We start from the raw sequence: 20436 nt of genomic DNA, 5'->3' as shown, positions 1-20436 counted from the left end.
CGACGCAGCGTTCTCAGGCGTCGGACCCCGAGCGAGCAGGACCAGGGCCAGGGCCAGGAGCAGTACCAGGACCGGCCCCGGTGGGCACGACCGCCCGTCGCATCTCGACCGAGTCACCAGGAGCGAACCCGATCGGCCGTCGACGCCCCGTCCGGACGAACCCGTGCCGCTCGTAGAACGCCCGCGCCCGTGCGCCCGCCGGGTTCTCGTCCACCCACAGCGCGATCGTGTCGCCACGTCCCCGAGCCCACGCCAGGACCTCCGCGAGCAACACCTCGGCGACACCGTGTCCGCGGCCGCGGAACTCCGGCACGACCCACACGCCAGTCAGCAGCAGACCGCCCTGCTGCTGCGCGCTCATCATCCCGATCCACCGCCCACTGACATCGTCGATCGCGACCAAGCTCGTCGCGTCGGTCGCGTGCCCTCGTCGAGCACGCATCCGCCAGTCGTCCTCGGACATCGCCGTCGTGGTCTCGAGGCTGGCACCGTACGACACCGGGTTGTCCGTCGCGTTCTCGATCCGCGCGGCCCGCACCGCGGGCCAGTCGTCCTCGGTGGTCACGCGGACGGAGAACCGCGCTCCTGGAAGCCCCGAGCGGTCCAGCACCGAGACGAGTTCCCGCTGCAGGGCACCGGGCAGAGCAGTGCCATGCGGCGAACTGATGGGTACGCCGAACGCAACTGCGGCCGCAGACCGTATCACCACCTCGAGCGCGCTGCGGGTGGCGGGCAGTGGGACGTCGGCAAGGTCCGCCGAGAGCGCCGCCCAGGAACCGGGACCGCCCTCCGAGCGCACGCTCGAGAGCAACCCGCCGATCGTCTGCATCGCCCCATCGTGCCAGGACCCACCGGACGGGAGGCGCGGGACCTGCCCGCCCCGCACCTCCCGCCCGACAGGACAGCCGGACAGCAGGACGCCTGCCTGCGCCTGCGACCCGACTGGACAGGAGGACGCCTGCCTGCGCCTCCTGCCCGACCCGACGAGCAGCGCTGCCATCGCCACCCGTCCGTTCTCGACACCGACCGATCAGCGGATGCGGAACACCCGCGCCGTCGGTGTGTCGCCTCCGTTGTCGACGTGGAGCACCCCGTCCTCCCACGTCACCGACCACGGCCCCGCCTCCCGCGGGAACAGCGGCTCCACGGAGACGTCCCGCCCCCGGAGTGCCGGCACCGGCAGCGACACCGAGTCCGACGCCCCGGGCAGCGACCACACCGACAGGAACAGGTCGCCCCCGGGGACGGCGAGCCCCAGGGCGATCCAGGTGTCCTCCCACGCCGGCAGCCCGAGCGGCCACACGGGGACGGTCGTCGGCAGCACCTCGAGCACCGTCCGGTGGGCCGCGATCGCCGCTCCCACGACCTCGAGCTGCGCCGGCGACATCGTGTTGAGGTACCCGGACAGGTACATCCGCCCGAGCACGCCGTTCACGAGCGACAGCACGAAGCGCTCATCGCTCATGTCGACAGCGGGGTAGGCCCAGTTGCCCGCCTGCTCGGGCAGCATCGCCGCGGGTGCGGCAGCCGCGATCGAGGCGTACAGCACCGGGTCCTGCTGGTCCGACGTGGACTGCATGTGCAGCCGTGAGAGCATGGCCTGGTCGGCCCGCATCGCCCCGGAGGCGCAGTTCTCGATGAGCAGCGACGGGTGCCGCTCCTGCACGGCGTCAATCCAGTCGAGCAGCGCCCGCTGGTGCTCGAGCATCCCCGGGAACGGCCCGGTCAAGGTGTTGTCGTCCATCTTGATGAAGGTCACCCCGAGCGTCCCGACCAGCCGGTCGACGACGGCGTCGAGGTGTGCGCGGGCCTCCGGCGAGCGCAGGTCGAGCAGGTGTCGCCCGTGCTCGGCGACCCGTACCCCGTGGTGCTGCACGAACGCGCGGTCCGGCAGGGTCGACGCCAGCGGGGAGTGGATCCCGATGACCTCGGGCTCGAGCCAGAGCCCGGCCTGCATGCTCCGGTCGCGGATGTGGTCGATGACGAGCGAGAGCCCGCCGGGGAACCGGGAGGCGGCCGGCTCCCACGCGCCGACGGTGTCCCACCAGTGCCCCTCCGCGTACCAGCCGGCGTCGATGCAGAACAGGTCGGCCCCGGCGTCGGCGGCCGCGTCGATCAGGGGGAGGAGCTTCGCCGTGGTCGGGTCCCCCATCAGGGTGTTCATGTAGTCGTTGAACACGAGCGGCATCGCGAGGTCGGCCGGTCGGAGGTTGCGCGTCGCCCGTCGTTGCCTGGTGAGCACCGCGAAGGCCTCGTCCACGGTGCCGGCGATCCCGACGGACACGGGCACCGAGGTGAACGGACGGTCCCTCGTCACCTCGGTCGTCCACTGGTGGTCCTGGTCCGTCGGTCCGCTGAGCAGCACGTACGCGTGGTGTCGGGTCTCCCCCAGCTCGTACAGCCACGGCCCGTTGTGCTCGACCTGCCAGGCGAGGGCGTACGACGGCGCCAGGAGCACGCCGATCGGCAGCGCCTCTCCTGTCGACCACGACCCGCGGTTCTGCACGACCGCCCGGCTCCGCGGCGGCTGGTGCTGGACGTCGCGGTCGATCCGCGCCAACCCGATGTCCCGCAGGGGGTCGGTGCGCCAGCGGCTCTCGGCCACCCAGTCGTTGTCGGCGTGCGCGAGCGCGAGCTCGTCGACGGTCGCGCCGGAGTCCGTCAGGAACGCGCCGGTCGCGAACGAGGACACGAAGTCCACGACGTGCTCGCCGTGCTCCGCCGACACTTCGGTCCAGGTCCGGAACGCGGGCACGTCGGCGTGCGCCCGGAAGACCGATTCGACCTGGAGGCCCGTGGTTGCGTCCGACTGGAGGATGCGGAACTCATGATCGGTCCCCTCCTCGGACGCCCGGTGCGACACCGGGCGCAGGCGCGCCCCGATCGTGGAGTCGACGTGCCGGAAACCGCCGGGGAACCGACCGTGCCCGATGGTCGTCAGCTCGACGAGCGGCTGCGGGTCGTCCGGCCCGTCGGCGAGGACGCCGGAAGCGAAGACGCTGGAAGCGAAGACGCCGGAAGCGAGGACGCCGCCCTCGCGGGTCCCACCGGCGGCGAGCGAGCCGAGCGCCGCGGGCACGAGCGACACCAGCGCCGCGGGCCCGTCGCTCCCGATCCGGAACCGGGCGGAGAAGCCCGGCGTGACCCAGTCGACGAACGTCGACCCGTCGCTCATCGTGCTCCCACCGGTGCCGGCTGGCTCGGGACCCACGCGCCGACGGTGTGGTCGTAGCACGTGGTGTTGTCGATCGTCGACCGGTCGAGCGCCGGACCCGCCGTGACCCGCCGCTCCCCGCGCTCGGGGTCCGGTGCCGCGTCGGCGAGCAGCCGGGTGTAGTCGTGGTGCGGGTCGAGGATCACCGCGTCCGAGGGCCCTCGTTCGACGACCCGGCCGCGGTAGAGCACCAGGATCTCGTCCGAGAAGTGTCGTGCGGTCGCCAGGTCGTGGGTGATGTAGAGGACGGCGAGGTGGTCCTCCCGCTGCAGGCGTCCGAGCAGGTTGAGGACGCTGAGCCGGATCGACACGTCGAGCATCGACACGGGCTCGTCGGCGATGAGCACCTGCGCACCCGGGGCGAGTGCGCGGGCGATCGCGACGCGCTGCCGCTGGCCACCGGAGAGCTCGTGCGGTCGGCGGGAGGCGAAGTCCTCGTCGAGGTTCACCCGCCCGAGCAGCTCCCGCACCCGGTCCGCGGTCTCCTCGGCGCCGCGGGCCCGGTGGTGCAGCTGCAGCGGCCGGGCGATGTGGTGCTCGATCGAGTGGAACGGGTTGAGCGAGGCGAAGGGGTCCTGGAACACCATCTGCACGTGCCGGCGGTACATGCTGCCGACGACGGGGGTGCCGTCCTCCAGGCGGACGTCGATCGATCCGTGGGTGACCGACTCGAGCTTGGCGAGCATCCGCGCGATGGTGGACTTGCCGGACCCGGACTCCCCGACGAGGGCGACGGTGCGGCCGGGGAGCAGCTCGAACGACACGTCGTCGACGGCCCGCAGCGTGGTGCGCCGGAGGCCCTTGCGGGTGTGGAAGTCCTTGCCGAGGTGGCTGACGGTCACACTGGTCATCGGTCCGTCTCCTGTGCTGCCTGCACCAGGACGGCCCTGGTGTCGGTCTCGGGTTCGACGCCGTCCTCGACCCCGCTGCGGATGAACGCGCCGCGCGCACCCGACAGGCTCGGGAACGACCGCAGCAGGCGCCGCGTGTACGGGTGCTTCGCGTCGTGCTGGATCACCGATGCCGGCTCGCACTCGACGACCTCGCCGCGGAGCATGATCGCGATCCGGTCGCTGATCTCCAGCAGGAGCGGCAGGTCGTGCGTGATGAACACGACCGCGAACCCGAGCTCGTCGCGCAGGCGGACGATCTCGCGGAGGATCTCCCGCTGCACGACGACGTCGAGCGCCGTCGTGGGTTCGTCCATGATCATGATCTGCGGCTCGAGCAGCATCGCCATCGCGATCATCACGCGCTGCCGCATGCCGCCGGAGAGCTCGTGTGGGTACGCCGTGATGCGCGACGGGTCGACGCCGACCCGGCGCAGAGCGTCCTCCGCGATGGCCCGTCGCTCCTTGCGGGACAGCCCCTTGCGGTGTTCGACGAGGGCGTCGTCGAGTTGGGCGCGGATGGTGGTGACCGGGTTGAGCGCGTTCATCGCCCCCTGGAACACCATCGACAGCTTCGACCAGCGCACGGCTCGGAGCGCTTCGTGGCCGAGGCCGAGCAGGTCCACGTCGGAGCCGTCCCGGTCGTGGAACGTGATGCTGCCGGAGGTGACCTTCGCCGGCGGTCGGTGCAACCGCGTGATCGCATAGGCCAGGGTGGTCTTGCCGCACCCGGACTCCCCCGCGAGTCCGAGGATCTCGCCGGGTGCCAGGGTGAGCGACACGTCCTTCACCGCGTGGACGGGGTGTTCGGCCTCGTAGACGACGTCGAGGTGCTCGATCGTCAGGACTGCGGTGGCGCTCATCGGGCGACCCCCTTCGTGTCGTGGGCTGCGGGGGCGACGCGGGGCGAGCCTCCCGACCGGGCAGCACGCTTGGCGCGACGGTCACGGCGACGCTGGGCGCGCACGTTGCCGAGCCGGGGGTTGATGACCTCGTCGATCGAGAAGTTCACCAACGAGAGCCCCATGCCGAGCAGCGCGATGAGCAGCCCCGGCGGGACGAACCACCACCACGCGCCGTTGGCGAGCGCGAACCCGTTCTGGGCGTAGAAGAGCATCGTGCCGAGCGTCGACGAGTTCGACGCCCCGAGCCCGAGGAAGGACAGTCCCGCCTCGCCGAGGATCGCCGCGATCACCGCGAAGACGAACTGCGACGCCAGCACGGGCAGCAGGTTCGGCAGGATCTCGACCGCGATGACCCGCCAGGGCCGCTCCCCGGCGACCCGGGCGGCCGACACGTAGTCGCGGTTGCGGATCGACATCGTCTGCGCCCGGAGCACCCGGGCGGACCCGGCCCACGACGTGATCGCGAGGACGACGGCGATGGTCCAGAGCCCGCGGGCTTCCCGCGGGACGAGACCCGAGATGACGATGACGAGCGGCAGGCCCGGGATGACGAGGAAGACGTTGGAGAAGAGCGAGAACGCCTCGTCCATGATCCCGCCGAGGTACGCGCCGAGGATCCCGAAGAAGGCGGAGAGCACGGTGGCGAGCAGCCCGACGATGAGGCCGATCTGCAGGCTGCCCCGGGTGGCGAAGGCGAGCTGCGCGAGGACGTCCTGCCCGGTCTGCGTGGTGCCGAGGAGGTTCTCCGCGCTCGGGCCCTGCAGCCCGGAGTCGCGGATGGTGGTCGGGTCGCCGACGAGCAGCGGTCCGATGACGCCGAAGAGCACGACGCCGAGGACCAGCGCGATGCCGGCGACGAGCCACGGGGTGAGGGTCGGGAGGAAGCGACGGATGCCGCCCTTCGACGCCCGTCGGGTGGCGATCGACGTGGTGCTGTCGGCCTCCTCCGTGAGCGCGCCGATGGTGGGCTCGGTCTCCTGCTGGATGTTGGTCATGGTCGTCTCTCCCTAGCTCCGCGCCCGCGTCCGCGGGTCGATGAGCCCGTACAGCAGGTCGACGACGAGGTTCGCGCCGAGGACCGCCAGGGTGATGAACAGGAAGATCCCCTGCATGAGCGCGTAGTCGTTGTTCGTCACCGCGGAGAGGAGCTTCGACCCGATGCCCGGGTAGGAGAACACCTGCTCGGTGACGACGGAGCCGGACACGATGAACCCGAGGGAGATCGCGAACCCGGCGACGGAGGGCAGCACGGCGTTGCGTGCGGCGTAGTTCCGCAGGATCTTGCCGTCGGGCAGCCCCTTCGCCTGCGCGGTGGTGATGTAGTCCTCGGACAGCGTCGACACCATCATGTTGCGCATCCCGAGCAGCCATCCGCCGAGGGACGCGAGCACGATCGTCACCGCCGGCAGCACGCCGTACTTGATCGCCGAACCGATGAAGTCGCCGTTGAACCCGGGCGTCAGCACGACGTCGTAGCCGCCCTGGGCGGGGAACAGGTGCAGTCCGGTGGCGAAGAAGTACACCAGGATCAGCGCGAGCCAGAAGTACGGCACCGCGGCGAGCAGGGTGGTGGCGGGCACGAACGAGTCGAGCCAGGTCCCCGGTCGCCACCCGACGAAGGCGCCGAGGCCCACGCCGATGACGGCCGCGACGATCGTGGCGATCCCGACCAGGGCGATCGTCCAGGGCAGGGAGCTGCCGATGACCTCGGTCACGGGTGCCGGGAAGTAGCTGACGGACACCCCGAGGTCACCGCGGAACACGTTGACCAGGTAGTGGCCGTACTGGGACCAGAGCGGCTCCGAGGTGTCGCCACCGAGGAGCAGCTCGTACGCCTTCCGTGTCGCCGGGGTGACCTGCCCGCCGCGCTGCTGGAGCTTGGCGAGCAGGATGTCCACCGGGTTCCCGGGCAGCAGCCGCGGGATGATGAAGTTCAGCGTCAGTGCCGCCCAGAGGGCCACCACGTAGAAGCCGATCTTGCGCAGGAAGTACGTCATCGTCGAGTGCTCCTCGGTCGCGATGCCATCGTGGTCAGCCCTTGGCCGGCTTCAGCGCCTTGAAGACCTCGGCGTTGTCCGGGCTCGCCCAGACCGCCGGGAAGGCGTAGAGGTCGTCCTTCGTCGGCCATCCGGTGAACTTCGCCGAGTGGAACTCGCTCGTCGTGCCGCCGGTCATCACCGGGATGTAGGGCAGGTCCTCGACGATGTGCTGCTGGACGACGTCGAACTCCGGCTGCGTCTTCGCGGTGTCGGTCGGGTCGATCGTTGCGAGCTTCGCGAGGGCGGCGTCGACGTCGGGGTTGCTGTACCGCGAGATGTTCATCGGGGCCGCCTCACCGACCTTCGCGGTGTTCGCCGTCGTGAAGTAGTTGTTGTAGAGGTAGTACGGGTTCGACGCCGGCCCCTGGCCGAGCGAGTCGATCGCGAGCTCGAAGTCGCCCTTGGTCTTCTTGTCGGTCCACTCGTTCCAGGACGACTGCTGCGCCTTCAGCTCGATGCCGGCGGCCTTGAGCTGCTGGGTCATCGTGTCGATCGCGGTGATGTAGTCGGTCCAGCCGGTGACCACCTCGACGGTCAGGGACAGCTTCTGGCCGTCCTTGGCGTAGATGCCGTCGGAGCCCTTCGCCCAGCCGGCGCCCTCGAGGGCCTCCGCCGACGCGTCCTTGTCCGCGTTGTCCGGCATGACCGCCGGCGACACGTCCTTCGAGATCGTGTCCTCCTGCGTGCTGGTCAGCGCGAAGGTCGGCGAGATCTCGCTCGCGGTGTTCTCGAACGCCAGCGAGTTGAGCTGCTTGCGGTTGATGGCGTCCGCGATCGCGTGCCGCACGGCCGGGTCCGTCTGGGGTCCCTTGCAGCCGAGCGCCGTGTTCGAGCAGGTGAGCAGCGCCATCTGGTTCTGCGGGACCGTGATGCCGTCGTACCCGGGGTACTTCGCGGCGATGTCGGACATGCCGGGGACCGGGCCGGTCTGCCAGTCGATCGAGCCCTGCGACAGGGCGTCGGCGCCGGCGGTGTTGCCGGAGAGCGAGAGGTAGCGGATGGTCTTCACCTTCGGCGCCCCGCCCCAGTACTTCGCGTTCGCCTCCAGGGTGAACGCCTGCGGCTTGAACGTGCCGAGCGTGTACGGACCGGTGCCGACGGGCTTGCGCATCACGTCGGTGGTCGGGTCGATGTCCTTCCACAGGTGCTCGGGCACGATCCAGGTCTTGCCGAGCAGGTTCGGGCCGAGCACGAACGAGGGCTTCGCGAACGACACCACGACCGTGTCGTCCCCCTCGGCCTTCGCGGTGCCGTCGTACCCGATCGAGTTCAGCGCCTTCTGCTTCTTGAGCATGTCGAGGGTGAAGACGACGTCCTTCGACGTGAAGGGCTTCCCGTCGCTCCAGGTCGCCCCGTCGCGGAGCGTGATGGTCAGCTGCGTGCCGTCCGCGTTCCACTCGTAGGACTTGCCGAGCAGCGGCTTCGGGTCGTTCGTGTTCACGTTCGTGATGAAGAACAGCGACTCGTAGATCGTCCCGACGCCACCGATGTTGGACGGCGACCACGGGTTGTAGTTGATCTGGTAGTCGCCGGACTGGCCGGTGTACGCGACCAGGGTCGAGGCGGCGTCGCCACTCGTGCTGGCGGAGCCGCTGGAGCTGCAGCCACTCAGCGCGAGGCCGGCTGCCAGGAGAACGGCGCCGCCGATGGCGAGCCGCGAACGGGTTGGGTTGAACATCGTTGTCCTCTCGGTCTGCGTCATCGCAGGTCCACGTTGTGAGCGTGATTGTTACACGCATAAACTAAGTCGGTCAAGGGGTGGCATCGTGTGACCCTGGGAACCCTGAGGAGACGCAATGGAGCGGACGACACTCGACGGCACGTGGACGGTCGAGGCGGTGCGCGGTCCGGCAGCAGCCGACGCTGCCACGACCCCGATCGAGGCGGTGGTCCCCGGCGTGGTCCACACCGACCTGCTGCGGGCCGGGTTGATCCCGGACCCGTTCGACGGCGACAACGAGGCCGCGACTCAGTGGATCGGCGACACCGTCTGGCGCTGGCGTCGCACTTTCGACTGGCACGCCCCGGCCGCCGAGCGCCACGACCTGGTCGCGGACGGCCTCGACACCCTCGCCACGATCGAGCTCAACGGCATCGTCGTCGCGACCACGGCCAACCAGCACCGGTCGTACCGCTTCCCCGTCGGGCACCTGCTCCGGGAGGGCACCAACGAACTCGTCGTGACCTTCGACGCCCCGGTCCCCGCGGCCGAGCGGCTGTCCGAGCTGCACGGCGGCGAGCTCCCCCACGTCAACCACCACCCGTACAACGCACTCCGCAAGAACGCGTCGAACTTCGGCTGGGACTGGGGCATCGACGTCGCGACGAGCGGCATCTGGAAGTCGATCGGCATCGAGTCCTGGAGCGGCGCCCGGATCGCGTCCGTCCGGCCGCTCGTGGACATCGACGGCACCGACGGCGTGCTCACCGCACACGTGGACGTCGAGCTCGCCGGGTCCGGCAGCCGCTTCACGCAGGCCATCGGCAGCGCGCCCGTCACCGCAGCAGGCGGTGCCGACACCGCCGGACTGGAGGCCCGGGTCACCCTGGCCCCGCACCGCGCGTCCGCAGCGTCCGCGGTCACCGGCACCGAGCCTCCCGTCGGAGCCGGAGCGGTCGGCGTCAGTGTGGTCGGTGGCACCACCGCGGTCGGATCGCGCCGCGTCGCGGACGGGTCGGCCACCGTCCGGCTCGTCGTGCCGGAGGTCGCCGTCTGGTGGCCGCGCGGCGAGGGCGACCAGCCCCTGTACGACGTCCGCGTCGAGGTCGGCGACGACGTCTGGACCGGCCGGGTCGGCTTCCGGACCGTCACCCTCGACACCGCGGCGGACGCGGGCGGGGCACCGTTCCTGCTGCGCGTGAACGACCGACCGGTGATGGTGCGCGGCGCCAACTGGATCCCCGACCACGCCTACCTGACCGAGATGACGCCCGAGCGGTACGCGGACCGGATCCAGGACGCGATCGACGCGAACATGAACCTGCTCCGGGTGTGGGGCGGCGGGATCTACGAGTCCGACGACCTGTACGACCGGTGCGACGAGCTCGGGGTCCTCGTCTGGCAGGACTTCCTCTTCGCGTGCGCCGCGTACGCCGAGGAGCCGCGGCTCCGGGACGAGGTCGAGCCCGAGGTCCGCGAGGCCGTCACCCGCCTCAGCCCGCACCCGTCCCTCGTGGTCTGGAACGGCAACAACGAGAACCTCGTCGCCTACGCGGAGTGGGGGTGGCGCGCCTCGCTCGTCGGTCGGACCTGGGGCAACGGCTACTACCGGGACCTGTTCCCGGCGGTCGTCGCCGAGCTCGACCCGACGCGTCCGTACACGCCGGGCAGTCCGTTCTCGTTCGACGAGTACCTGACGCCGAACGACGAGCGGAACGGCAGCGTCCACATCTGGGACGTCTGGAACCGCCTGGACTACCGCGCCTACGCCGACTGGCAGCCGCGCTTCGTGGCGGAGTTCGGGTTCCAGGGACCGCCGGCGTGGTCCACGTTGACGGCGGTCGTGCACGACGAGCCGCTCGACCCCGACGGCCACGAGATGCTGGTGCACCAGAAGGCCGACCAGGGCAACCGGAAGCTCGCGGACGGCATGCGGGGGCACCTGCCCGAGCCGACCTCCATCGAGGACTGGCACTTCGCCGCGCAGCTGAACCAGGCGCACGCGATCCGGTTCGGCATGGAGTGGTTCCGGTCGCGCACCCCCGACAACACCGGGATGGTCGTCTGGCAGCTCAACGACGACTGGCCCGTCGTCTCGTGGGCGCTCGTCGACCACGCCGGCATCCGGAAGCCCGTCTGGTACGCCGTGCGACAGGCGTACCAGCCCGTGCTCGTGACAGTGCAGCCCGGGGCCTCCGCGTCGTCGGTGCTCGACGTCGTGGTCGTCAACGCGTCCGGCGCCGCGGTCGAGGGCCAGGTCGAGGTCGCCCGGATGTCGTTCGACGGCACCGTGCTCGCGTCGGGGTCCTTCCCGGTCACCGTCGGGGCCGCCGATGCCGCTCGTGTGGCCCTGCCGGCGTCGCTGGCGGTCCCCGGGGACCCGGCGTCGGAGGTGCTCGTCGTCACCGGGACACTCGGCCGGACCGTGTACGACTTCGCCGAGGTGATCGACCAGGCCCTCGAGTCGGCACCGTTCACCACCGCGGTGGAGCCGACGACGGACGGCGCCCGGGTGACGGTCACCGCGACGTCGTACGCGCGGGACGTGTCGCTGCTCCCGGACCGCGTCGACGCTGCGGCCCGCGTGGACGACGGGCTGGTGTCGCTGCTGCCGGGCGAATCCGTGACGTTCACCGTGACGGCGGCCCCCGGGATCGACACCGGGGCGCTCACGACGCGCGAGGTCCTCCGGCACGCGGGGTCCCTGCTGCGTTGACCCACGCGCCCGCTCCGCCCGGCCGACCTGGCCGGGCGGAGCGGGCAGCGCTCAGTCGAGCGCCACGCACTCCAGCACGATCGCCGTCGCCGGCGCGAGCATCGGCAGCCGCACCCCGACGTCCTCGAGCACCGCCCCCGACAGCTCCACCCACCCGCGACCGAGCCACGGCGGCGGCACCATGTCGAGTCCGCGCGGCACGCCGATGCCCGTCGCCGGGGCCACCCGGTAGCGCCGCGACCGGTCGAGACCCCGCAGCCGGACCGGCACCGCGAGCGACTGTGGGCCGGTCACGGTCCGGGCCACGCGGACGAGCGCCCGCGACCGGTCGACCGCCACCACGGAGGTCGCGTCGAGCCCGGGGTCCCCGAGGTCGAGGTGCCGCAGCCGTCCGGTGTGCAGCAGCGCCCGTGACCGTCGGTACAGCGCCGTCCACGCGCGGAGCCGGTCCAGCTCCGCCGGGGCCAGCCGCGTGACGTCCGTCTCGATGCCCGCGGAGCCGAACAGCGACACCGCCATCCGGAAGTCCAGGTCGAGGTGCCGACCGGTCGTGTGCGACACCTCGGGGCCGACGTGGCTGCCGATGAGCTCGAGCGGCAGGAGCGCCTCGGTCCACCGCTGGATGGCCAGCCGCTCCACCGCGTCGTTCGTGTCGGACGGCCACACGCGGTCGGTGTGCTCGAGGGCGCCGAGGTCAACCCGGGCTCCGCCGCTCGCACACGACTCGATCTCGAGCCACGGGTGGCGTCGGCGGAGGTCGTCCATGAGCGTGTACACGCCCCGGGTGTGTGCGTCGATGCCTGCACGTCCTGCGTGCACCGCGTGGACGACATCGCGGTTCGCGTCCCACTTGACGAACTCCACGTGGTGCCCACCGATGACCGCCGACATGCTCTCGAGCACGAAGGCGCGGGCTGCCGGGTTCGCCAGGTCGAGCACGTGCTGGTTCCGCCACGTCCGCACGTCGTCGTCGGGTCGCTGCAGGAGCCACTCCGGGTGCGCGGCGGCGAGCTCCGACGCGGGGCTCACCATCTCCGGCTCGAACCACAGCCCGAACTCCATCCCGAGCTCCCGCACCCGGTCGACCAGGGGGCGGAGCCCGTCGGGCCAGACGGCCGGGTCGACCTGCCAGTCGCCGAGCGACGTGGTGTCCGACCGGCGTCCGAGGAACCAGCCGTCGTCGAGCACGAACCGCTCGACGCCGATGTCCGCGGCCGTCTCGGCCAGGGCCACCAGCGGAGCGAGGTCCTGCTGGTAGTACACCGCCTCCCACGTGTTCAGCACGACGGGCCGCGGGCGTCGCGGGTGCCCGGGCCGCGCGCGGATCGAGCCGTGGAGCCGGTCCGACATGCCGTCGAGTCCCTCGTCGCTCCACACGAACACGGCGTCCGGGGTCGTGAACGTGTCGTCCTCCCCGAGCACGACCTCGCCCGCGCGGAGCAGTTCCCCGGCTCCGAGCAGTGGCCGCGCCTCGGCGAGCACGTCGTGGCGGTGCACGGAGTCCGCGCTCCACGCCAGGTGCACGGCCCAGACCTCCCCCGCGTCGTCCGAGAACCCGGGCGTCCCGAGCACCAGCAGCGTCGGCGCGTCGTGGCCCGTGCGCCCTCGGCGGCTCTCGCGCGCGTGGCTGCCATGTGTCAGGGTCCGCCGCTGCGGGGTGCGTTCCCGCGTCCAGCGCCCCGCCAGGTCGAGGACCTCTCCCGCCCGTTCCCCGACGGGCAGCACCGCCTCGAGCGCCTGGAGGTGCACCACCGCCGCACCGTGGTTCGTCACGGCATGTCGGACCCGCAGGACCCCCGCGGAGTCGAGCGCGAACTCGCTCCGCAGCCGCAGTTCGGCGGAGGCCGCGGTCACCGTGACGAGCCCCTCGTCCGACACCACGACGACGTCCTGCCACCGCGGGACGAGCGGCAGCCCGTCGACGTGTCCGGCGATCCCCGGTCGCCCTTCCCAGCCGTCCCGTTCCGTCGGCAGGACCGTCAGTGGCCAGGGCGCGTCGAAGGCACTCGGTGAGACGGGTCGCCCCACCGCCAGCAGGAGCTCGTCCGTGTCGATCGTCCCGACCGGTCCGACGTCGCGGCCCCAGTGCAGCACCTCCGGCAGACCGTCCGGCGCCGTCACGAGCACGAGCGACACCCCGGCGGCGCGGAGCACGTGTGCCTGCCGGGCCTGGTCGGACGGTCGTGTCCGTGCGGCGTCCTGGTCGACGACGGTCACGCGTCCCGCTCCTCGCGGAGCACGCGGACGCGGCCTGCCGGCACCACGGTCTCCGGCCCGTGGCCGGAACCGTCGAGCAGGTCCACGCCGGACGCGCGCACCGTGACGGGCTCGGCCAGGTGGTTGACGAGGAACAGGAACGCGGAACCGTCGCGTCCGACGCGACGCACCGCCTCCAGTCCGGGAGGCCCGGTGACGGTCCGCGGGACCGCCCGCTCCGCCACCACCTGGTCCACCACCCGCTGGATGCTGCCGTCCGCGAGGGCGGCGGAGACGTACCAGGCACCGCCGCCGACGTCCCGGCGAGTGACTGCGGGGCGTCCGGTGAGCGGGCCGTCCGCGTAGCAGAGGACCACGTCGGCGTCCTCGGTGACGACGGCCTCGGCCCAGTCGGTGACGACCTCGCCGTCGTCGAGGGTCCAGCGTTCGTCGGGCTGCAGCGGCGTGAACTCCTCCGACCACGCGCCGAGCAGGTCGCGGAACGCCCCGGGGTAGCCCCCCGTCCGGATCCGGGCGTGCTCGTCGGCCACGCCCGAGAGGTACGTGACGACGAGGGTCACGCCGCGCTCAGCGAGGTCCGCGACCCGGGCCGCAGCGGCGTCGTCGACGATCAGCAGCGTCGGCAGCACCACCACGTCGTACCCGGTCAGGTCGGCCTCGAGCGGGACCACGTCCGTCAGCACCTGTCGGTCGAAGAACGCCCGGTGCCAGGCGCGGACTTCCCGCGATGCCCGCAGGCCTCGATGCGGCTTCAGCCCGGACTGCATCGCCCACCCGGACGGCTCGTCCACGACGATCGCCACCCGGGCCGGCTCCACGGTGCTGCCCTGGACCGGCGCGAGGGCGCGGAGCGCACGCCCGAGGGCCGTGACCTCGCGCCAGATGCGGGTCGCGGTGCCGGCGTGCGGGAGCATCGCGGAGTGGAACTGCTCAGCCCCGGCGGTGGAGGCACGCCACTGGAAGAACAGGGCTCCGTCGGACCCGCGAGCGACGTGCGCGAGCGAGTTCCGGAGGATCTCGCCCGGCTCCTTCGCCCGGTTCCGCTGCTGCCAGCTCGGGCTGCCAGTGGAGTGTTCCATGAGCAGCCACGGCGTGCGGTCGGTCGTGATCCCGCGCATCCGGTCGGCGGACGCGGCGAGGTCCTGCTCGCGGCGGGGGTCGTCGACGAGCGTGTAGTGGTCGTTCGCGGGGATCGCCACGTGCTTCGCCCACTCGGCGTAGTCGACCGTCTGTGACCCGGCGCCGACCATGAAGTTCGTCGTCACGGGGACGCTCGAGTGGCGTTCGATCGTCGTCTTCTCCATGGTGAAGTGCGCGAGGAGCGAGTCCGACGAGAACCGTTCGGCGTCGAGGAACAGCCCCGGGTTCGGGGCCAGGTTGTGCCCGCCGTGTGGCAGCCCGATCTCCTCGAAGTCCGTGTACGTGTGCCCCCAGAAGGCCGTTCCCCACGCGGCGTTCACGGCGTCGACGTCGGCGTACCGCTCCCGGAGCCACCGGCGGAAGGCTGCCGTCGACGCGTCGCAGGCACACCGGGCGTTGCCACCGCCCAGCTCGTTGCTGACGTGCCACAGCCGCACGGCGGGGTGCTGCCCGTACCGCTCGGCCACGGCGTCGACGATGCGGTGTGCGTGCTCGCGGAAGACCGGGGAGTCCGGGCACCAGCCGAGCCGCTCGCCCGGACGGCGGACGACGTCGTCGCGGTCCACGGGCAGCACCTCGGGATGCGCCGCGAGGAGCCAGCTCGGCGGTGCAGCCGTCGGCGTCGCGAGGTCGACCGCGATCCCGTTGGCGTGCAGGAGGTCGAGGACGTCGTCCAGCCATGCCCACGTGTACTCCCCCGGTGCCCGCTCGAGGAGTCCCCACGAGAACACCCCGACCGTCACGAGGTTGACCCCGGCCTCGCTCATCAGCCGGACGTCCTCGTCCCAGACCTCACGTGGCCACTGCTCGGGACTGTAGTCGCCGCCGAACGACAGACCGTCGGTCGGCCAGGGGACGGATGGGGCTTCGGACACGGCATCTCCTTCGATGGTGGGTCCGTTCCAGCCTCCCGTGCTGGTGCGCCTTTGTCAACGTGCGTAACTAACGCGCTGGAGGCTCTGCTGCTCGTGTCATGTGGATCGTCACTCGGCGAGCAGCCGGCGAATCGCGAGCACCGCTCCCGCCCGGGCCCACTCGGAGAACTCGAAGGGCTGCACCTCGACCGTCACCGGCTCCGTGTACGGCTCGAGCGCCCCGCGCAGCGCCTCGTCCACCGCGGATCGAGCGATGTCGTACACGGGCAGTCCGTCGCCGGTGAGCACGAGTGTCGAGGGGTCGGCGATGTGCACCACCGTCGCCAGGACCACGCCGAGCGCGCGGCCGGCATCCGCGAAGGCCGCGAGGGCTCGCTCGTCACCGGACCGCGCACGTTCGACGACCTCGTCGTAGGTGGCATCCGTGTGCCCGGAGTTCCGCACGATCACCGGGCTCGGGAGGTAGCTCGACGCACATCCGAGGTGCCCGAGCCCACAGTCGGGACCACCGCCCAGCACCGGCAGGTGTCCGATCCGCCCGAGGCGACCGTGCTCCCCCGTCGACACCTGCCCGTTGGCGATGAGTCCGAGTCCAAGGCCTTCCCCGACCGTGACGAGCGCCATCGACCGCCCACCCGTCGCCGCGCCCGCGCCGAACCAGTGCTCCTTCGCCGTGAGCGCGTGTACGTCGTTCGCCGTGAACGCCGCCAGGCCCGTCCGTTCCGTCACCATCCGCGCGAACGGCACGTCCGTCCACCCGAGGAACAGCGAGTGCGCGACGACGGCCTCGCCCCCGACCGTGCGGACGTCCCCGGGCAGGGACACCCCGATCGCACACATCGCGGGATGCGCCGTCCGGAGCCGCTCCTCGACCGCGCGGATCTGCTCGGCGACGTCCTCGGCGCGGGTCGTCGGCATCGACTCCTCGTGCAGGGCGAGGACACGTCCGCCGAGGTCGGTGACGGCTGCGTAGAGCCGGTCCTTCGTGAGCTTGATCCCGAGGAACTCCCACTGCCCCGAGCTCGGGTGCAGGAGCTCCGACGGCCGACCAGTGGCTCCTCGGACATCCGTCCCGACTTCGACGACGAGCCCGTGCCCCACGAGGATGCGCATCGCCCGGGTGAGGCTGGCACGCGAGAGCCCGAGCGACCGAGCGATCTCCGCCCGTGACAGTTCCCCGTGGATGAGGATCTCCCGCAGGGCCAACCGGGATCCGTCCGGCAGGACCGGCCACGCATTCGTCATCGTTCCTCCGTCGTCGGCTGATCCTAATGCCGGCGACGCTCACCGTCGTTCCCGAGAGCACAACGGCCCCGCCGAACGCAGAAAACCCCTGACCACGAATGGTCAGGGGTTCCCTGGTGTTGCAGAAGAAGTCCGGCGGCGTCCTACTCTCCCACAAGGTCCCCCTTGCAGTACCATCGGCGCTGAGAGGCTTAGCTTCCGGGTTCGGAATGTGACCGGGCGTTTCCCTCTCGCTATGACCACCGGAACACCATCGACCAGATCCTGGTCTCAGACTGCTCCGCCGTAGCGGTGTATTCAGTTTGATTCCCGATCATCTGTCGGGAACCACAAAGTGGACGCGAGCCCCCACCGAAGTGGGGAAATAGTTGGTGTCAAGTCTTCGGCTTATTAGTACCGGTCAGCTCCACGGGTCGTTAGTCCCCGCTTCCACATCCGGCCTATCAACCCAGTAGTCTGCTGGGAGCCTCTCACACTCAAGGTGCATGGAAATCTCATCTCGAAGACGGCTTCCCGCTTAGATGCTTTCAGCGGTTATCCGGTCCGAACGTAGCTAATCAGCGGTGCCCTTGGCAGAACAACTGACACACCAGAGGTTCGTCCATCCCGGTCCTCTCGTACTAGGGATAGATCTTCTCAAATTTCCAACGCGCGCAGCGGATAGGGACCGAACTGTCTCACGACGTTCTAAACCCAGCTCGCGTACCGCTTTAATGGGCGAACAGCCCAACCCTTGGGACCTACTCCAGCCCCAGGATGCGACGAGCCGACATCGAGGTGCCAAACCATGCCGTCGATATGGACTCTTGGGCAAGATCAGCCTGTTATCCCCGAGGTACCTTTTATCCGTTGAGCGACAGCGCTTCCACAAGCCACTGCCGGATCACTAGTCCCGACTTTCGTCCCTGCTCGACCTGTCAGTCTCACAGTCAAGCTCCCTTGTGCACTTACACTCGCCACCTGATTGCCAACCAGGTTGAGGGAACCTTTGGGCGCCTCCGTTACTCTTTAGGAGGCAACCGCCCCAGTTAAACTACCCATCAGGCACTGTCCATGAACCCGATCAGGGTCCTACGTTAGACATCCAAAGTGACCAGAGTGGTATTTCAACAATGACTCCACGAACACTAGCGTGCCCGCTTCACAGTCTCCCACCTATCCTACACAAGCCACTCCGAACACCAATACCAAACTGTAGTAAAGGTCACGGGGTCTTTCCGTCCTGCTGCGCGTAACGAGCATCTTTACTCGTAGTGCAATTTCGCCGAGTTCACGGTTGAGACAGCTGGGAAGTCGTTACGCCATTCGTGCAGGTCGGAACTTACCCGACAAGGAATTTCGCTACCTTAGGATGGTTATAGTTACCACCGCCGTTTACTGGGGCTTAAATTCAGAGCTTCGCCCAAAGGCTAACCCCTCCTCTTAACCTTCCAGCACCGGGCAGGCGTCAGTCCGTATACATCGTCTTGCGACTTCGCACGGACCTGTGTTTTTAGTAAACAGTCGCTTCCCACTGGTCTCTGCGGCCTTCAACGCTCACGGAGTAAATCCGGTCACGCGTCCGGCCCCCCTTCTCCCGAAGTTACGGGGGCATTTTGCCGAGTTCCTTAACCATGATTATCTCGATCTCCTTGGTATTCTCTACCTGACCACCTGAGTCGGTTTCGGGTACGGGCGGCTGCAACCTCGCGTCGATGCTTTTCTCGGCAGCATAGGATCACTGATTTCCCCTCACGGGTACGCGTCGGATCTCAGGCATACAGACGACGGATTTGCCTATCGTCAGCCCTACATCCTTACACCAGGATCACCTTACGGATACCATCGCCTGGCTCAGCTACCTTCCTGCGTCACACCTGTTCATACGCTAACCGCACCAGCATGGGGTCGAGCGTTAGACCGGCCACCATCACCCCGAAGGGATCCGGTTGATCCGGGTTAGGACTCTTAGCACCACTGGATTAGCTTGGGCGGTTGTTCGCCGGTACGGGAATATCAACCCGTTGTCCATCGACTACGCCTGTCGGCCTCGCCTTAGGTCCCGACTTACCCAGGGCGGATTAACCTGGCCCTGGAACCCTTGGTCTTTCGGAGGACGGGTTTCTCACCCGTCTTTCGCTACTCATGCCTGCATTCTCACTCGTGTAGCGTCCACGGCTGGATCACTCCGCCGCTTCACTCGCCACACGACGCTCTCCTACCACTCCGCACGACTGAACCACGAAGGCTTGTCTATAGTGCGAAATCTACAACTTCGGTGGTGTGCTTGAGCCCCGTTACATTGTCGGCGCGGAATCACTTGACCAGTGAGCTATTACGCACTCTTTCAAGGGTGGCTGCTTCTAAGCCAACCTCCTGGTTGTCTGTGCAACTCCACATCCTTTCCCACTTAGCACACGCTTAGGGACCTTAGTTGGTAGTCTGGGTTGTTTCCCTCTCGACGATGAAGCTTATCCCCCACCGTCTCACTGCTGCGCTCTCACTCACCGGCATTCGGAGTTTGGCTGACGTCAGTAACCTGTTGAGGCCCATCGGCCATCCAGTAGCTCTACCTCCGGCGAGAAACACGCAACGCTGCACCTAAATGCATTTCGGAGAGAACCAGCTATCACGAAGTTTGATTGGCCTTTCACCCCTATCCACAGCTCATCCCCTCCATTTTCAACTGAAGTGGGTTCGGTCCTCCACGACGTCTTACCGTCGCTTCAACCTGGCCATGGATAGATCACTTCGCTTCGGGTCTAGGACATGCGACTGAATCGCCCTATTCAGACTCGCTTTCGCTACGGCTGCCCCACACGGGTTAACCTCGCCACATATCACTAACTCGCAGGCTCATTCTTCAAAAGGCACGCCGTCACCCCTACTAAGGAGGCTCCGACGGTTTGTAAGCAAACGGTTTCAGGTACTATTTCACTCCCCTCCCGGGGTACTTTTCACCTTTCCCTCACGGTACTTGTCCGCTATCGGTCATCTGGGAGTATTTAGGCTTATCAGGTGGTCCTGACAGATTCACACGGGATTTCTCGGGCCCCGTGCTACTTGGGATACACATCCGGCCATAACACCATTTCGTCTACGGGGCTGGCACCCACTACGGCCCGGCTTTCAAACCGGTTCGACTATGATGCGCTGTAACCGTCCCAGTCCGGCAGAACTGAGTGACGTGTCCCACAACCCCGACCATGCAACGCCCGCCGGCTATCACACATGATCGGTTTAGCCTCATCCGCTTTCGCTCGCCACTACTCACGGAATCACATGTTGTTTTCTCTTCCTGTGGGTACTGAGATGTTTCACTTCCCCACGTTCCCTCTACCCGCCCTATATATTCAGGCGGGAGTCACCAGGTCGCAAAACGCCTGGCGGGGTTTCCCCATTCGGAAATCCTCGGATCAAAGCTCGATTATCAGCTCCCCGAGGCTTATCGCAGATTTCTACGTCCTTCTTCGGCTCCAGATGCCAAGGCATCCACCGTTTGCTCTTAGAAACTTGACCACAAAGATTAAAATTGCGATCCAACGTCACAAGCCAC

11 protein-coding genes and 2 rRNA genes are annotated in these 20436 nt (G+C 68.7%); 1 reads left to right on the top strand and 12 read right to left on the bottom strand.

Annotated features, from left to right (window positions below):
- Window positions 1–13: 13 nt before the first annotated feature.
- From OVA28_RS10550 to OVA28_RS10520, 7 genes are all read right to left on the bottom strand, one after another.
- On the bottom strand, window positions 14–829 hold the full coding sequence (locus OVA28_RS10550) for a GNAT family N-acetyltransferase (RefSeq protein ID WP_268096898.1): 816 nt from the start codon (window positions 827–829) through the stop codon (window positions 14–16).
- A gap of 201 nt (window positions 830–1030) precedes the next feature.
- Window positions 1031–3211 (bottom strand): glycoside hydrolase family 36 protein, encoded by a 2181-nt coding sequence (locus OVA28_RS10545; protein ID WP_268096897.1) that lies wholly within the window; start codon window positions 3209–3211, stop codon window positions 1031–1033.
- Complete coding sequence (locus OVA28_RS10540) at window positions 3172–4065, bottom strand: ABC transporter ATP-binding protein (RefSeq protein ID WP_268096896.1); 894 nt, start codon at window positions 4063–4065, stop codon at window positions 3172–3174. Before OVA28_RS10540 ends, OVA28_RS10545 begins: the two co-directional genes overlap by 40 nt.
- Window positions 4062–4967 carry an ABC transporter ATP-binding protein gene (locus OVA28_RS10535; protein WP_268096895.1) on the bottom strand — a complete coding sequence of 302 codons (906 nt, stop codon included), beginning with the start codon at window positions 4965–4967 and terminating at the stop codon, window positions 4062–4064. The genes OVA28_RS10540 and OVA28_RS10535 overlap by 4 nt, the downstream gene beginning before the upstream one ends.
- Window positions 4964–6004 (bottom strand): ABC transporter permease, encoded by a 1041-nt coding sequence (locus OVA28_RS10530; protein WP_268096894.1) that lies wholly within the window; start codon window positions 6002–6004, stop codon window positions 4964–4966. Before OVA28_RS10530 ends, OVA28_RS10535 begins: the two co-directional genes overlap by 4 nt.
- A 12-nt stretch (window positions 6005–6016) precedes the next feature.
- Entirely contained in the window at window positions 6017–7006 is a 990-nt protein-coding gene (locus OVA28_RS10525) for an ABC transporter permease (protein WP_194662767.1), read from the bottom strand.
- A 34-nt stretch (window positions 7007–7040) separates the two neighbouring features.
- Entirely contained in the window at window positions 7041–8726 is a 1686-nt protein-coding gene (locus OVA28_RS10520; RefSeq protein WP_194662769.1) for an ABC transporter substrate-binding protein, read from the bottom strand.
- Between the two features lie 118 nt (window positions 8727–8844).
- Between OVA28_RS10520 and OVA28_RS10515 the strand changes: the two genes are divergently transcribed.
- The gene (locus tag OVA28_RS10515; protein ID WP_268096893.1) at window positions 8845–11424 is read left to right on the top strand and encodes a glycoside hydrolase family 2 protein; all 2580 of its coding nucleotides are present in this window, start codon (window positions 8845–8847) and stop codon (window positions 11422–11424) included.
- Window positions 11425–11475: 51 nt separating this feature from the next.
- Here OVA28_RS10515 and OVA28_RS10510 read toward each other — a convergent pair whose 3' ends face one another.
- The 5 genes from OVA28_RS10510 to OVA28_RS10490 form a co-directional block, all read right to left on the bottom strand.
- Complete coding sequence (locus OVA28_RS10510) at window positions 11476–13641, bottom strand: alpha-galactosidase (protein WP_268096892.1); 2166 nt, start codon at window positions 13639–13641, stop codon at window positions 11476–11478.
- Window positions 13638–15656: a beta-galactosidase gene (locus tag OVA28_RS10505; RefSeq protein ID WP_268096891.1), complete on the bottom strand. Its 2019-nt coding sequence runs from the start codon at window positions 15654–15656 to the stop codon at window positions 13638–13640. The genes OVA28_RS10510 and OVA28_RS10505 overlap by 4 nt, the downstream gene beginning before the upstream one ends.
- A 108-nt stretch (window positions 15657–15764) precedes the next feature.
- Window positions 15765–16901 carry an ROK family transcriptional regulator gene (locus OVA28_RS10500; protein WP_268096890.1) on the bottom strand — a complete coding sequence of 379 codons (1137 nt, stop codon included), beginning with the start codon at window positions 16899–16901 and terminating at the stop codon, window positions 15765–15767.
- Window positions 16902–17031: 130 nt separating this feature from the next.
- Window positions 17032–17148: ribosomal RNA gene (gene rrf, locus OVA28_RS10495) — 5S ribosomal RNA — on the bottom strand.
- Window positions 17149–17271: 123 nt separating this feature from the next.
- A 23S ribosomal RNA gene (locus tag OVA28_RS10490) occupies window positions 17272–20399 on the bottom strand.
- Window positions 20400–20436: the final 37 nt, after the last annotated feature.

This window comes from Curtobacterium sp. SL109, assembly GCF_026672405.1.
Classification (GTDB): domain Bacteria; phylum Actinomycetota; class Actinomycetes; order Actinomycetales; family Microbacteriaceae; genus Curtobacterium.
Note: the sequence above shows the minus strand (reverse complement) of the source record. Positions and strands in the feature narration are given on the sequence as shown.

Excerpts from the sequence above, each read along its gene's own strand:
- OVA28_RS10535 (WP_268096895.1), bottom strand. The coding sequence starts at position 4,967 with ATGAGCGCCACCGCAGTCCTGACGATCGAGCACCTCGACGTCGTCTAC.
- OVA28_RS10540 (WP_268096896.1), bottom strand. The coding sequence starts at position 4,065 with ATGACCAGTGTGACCGTCAGCCACCTCGGCAAGGACTTCCACACCCGC.
- OVA28_RS10525 (WP_194662767.1), bottom strand. The coding sequence starts at position 7,006 with ATGACGTACTTCCTGCGCAAGATCGGCTTCTACGTGGTGGCCCTCTGG.
- OVA28_RS10515 (WP_268096893.1), top strand. The coding sequence starts at position 8,845 with ATGGAGCGGACGACACTCGACGGCACGTGGACGGTCGAGGCGGTGCGC.
- OVA28_RS10550 (WP_268096898.1), bottom strand. The coding sequence starts at position 829 with ATGCAGACGATCGGCGGGTTGCTCTCGAGCGTGCGCTCGGAGGGCGGT.
- OVA28_RS10520 (WP_194662769.1), bottom strand. The coding sequence starts at position 8,726 with ATGTTCAACCCAACCCGTTCGCGGCTCGCCATCGGCGGCGCCGTTCTC.
- OVA28_RS10500 (WP_268096890.1), bottom strand. The coding sequence starts at position 16,901 with ATGACGAATGCGTGGCCGGTCCTGCCGGACGGATCCCGGTTGGCCCTG.
- OVA28_RS10530 (WP_268096894.1), bottom strand. The coding sequence starts at position 6,004 with ATGACCAACATCCAGCAGGAGACCGAGCCCACCATCGGCGCGCTCACG.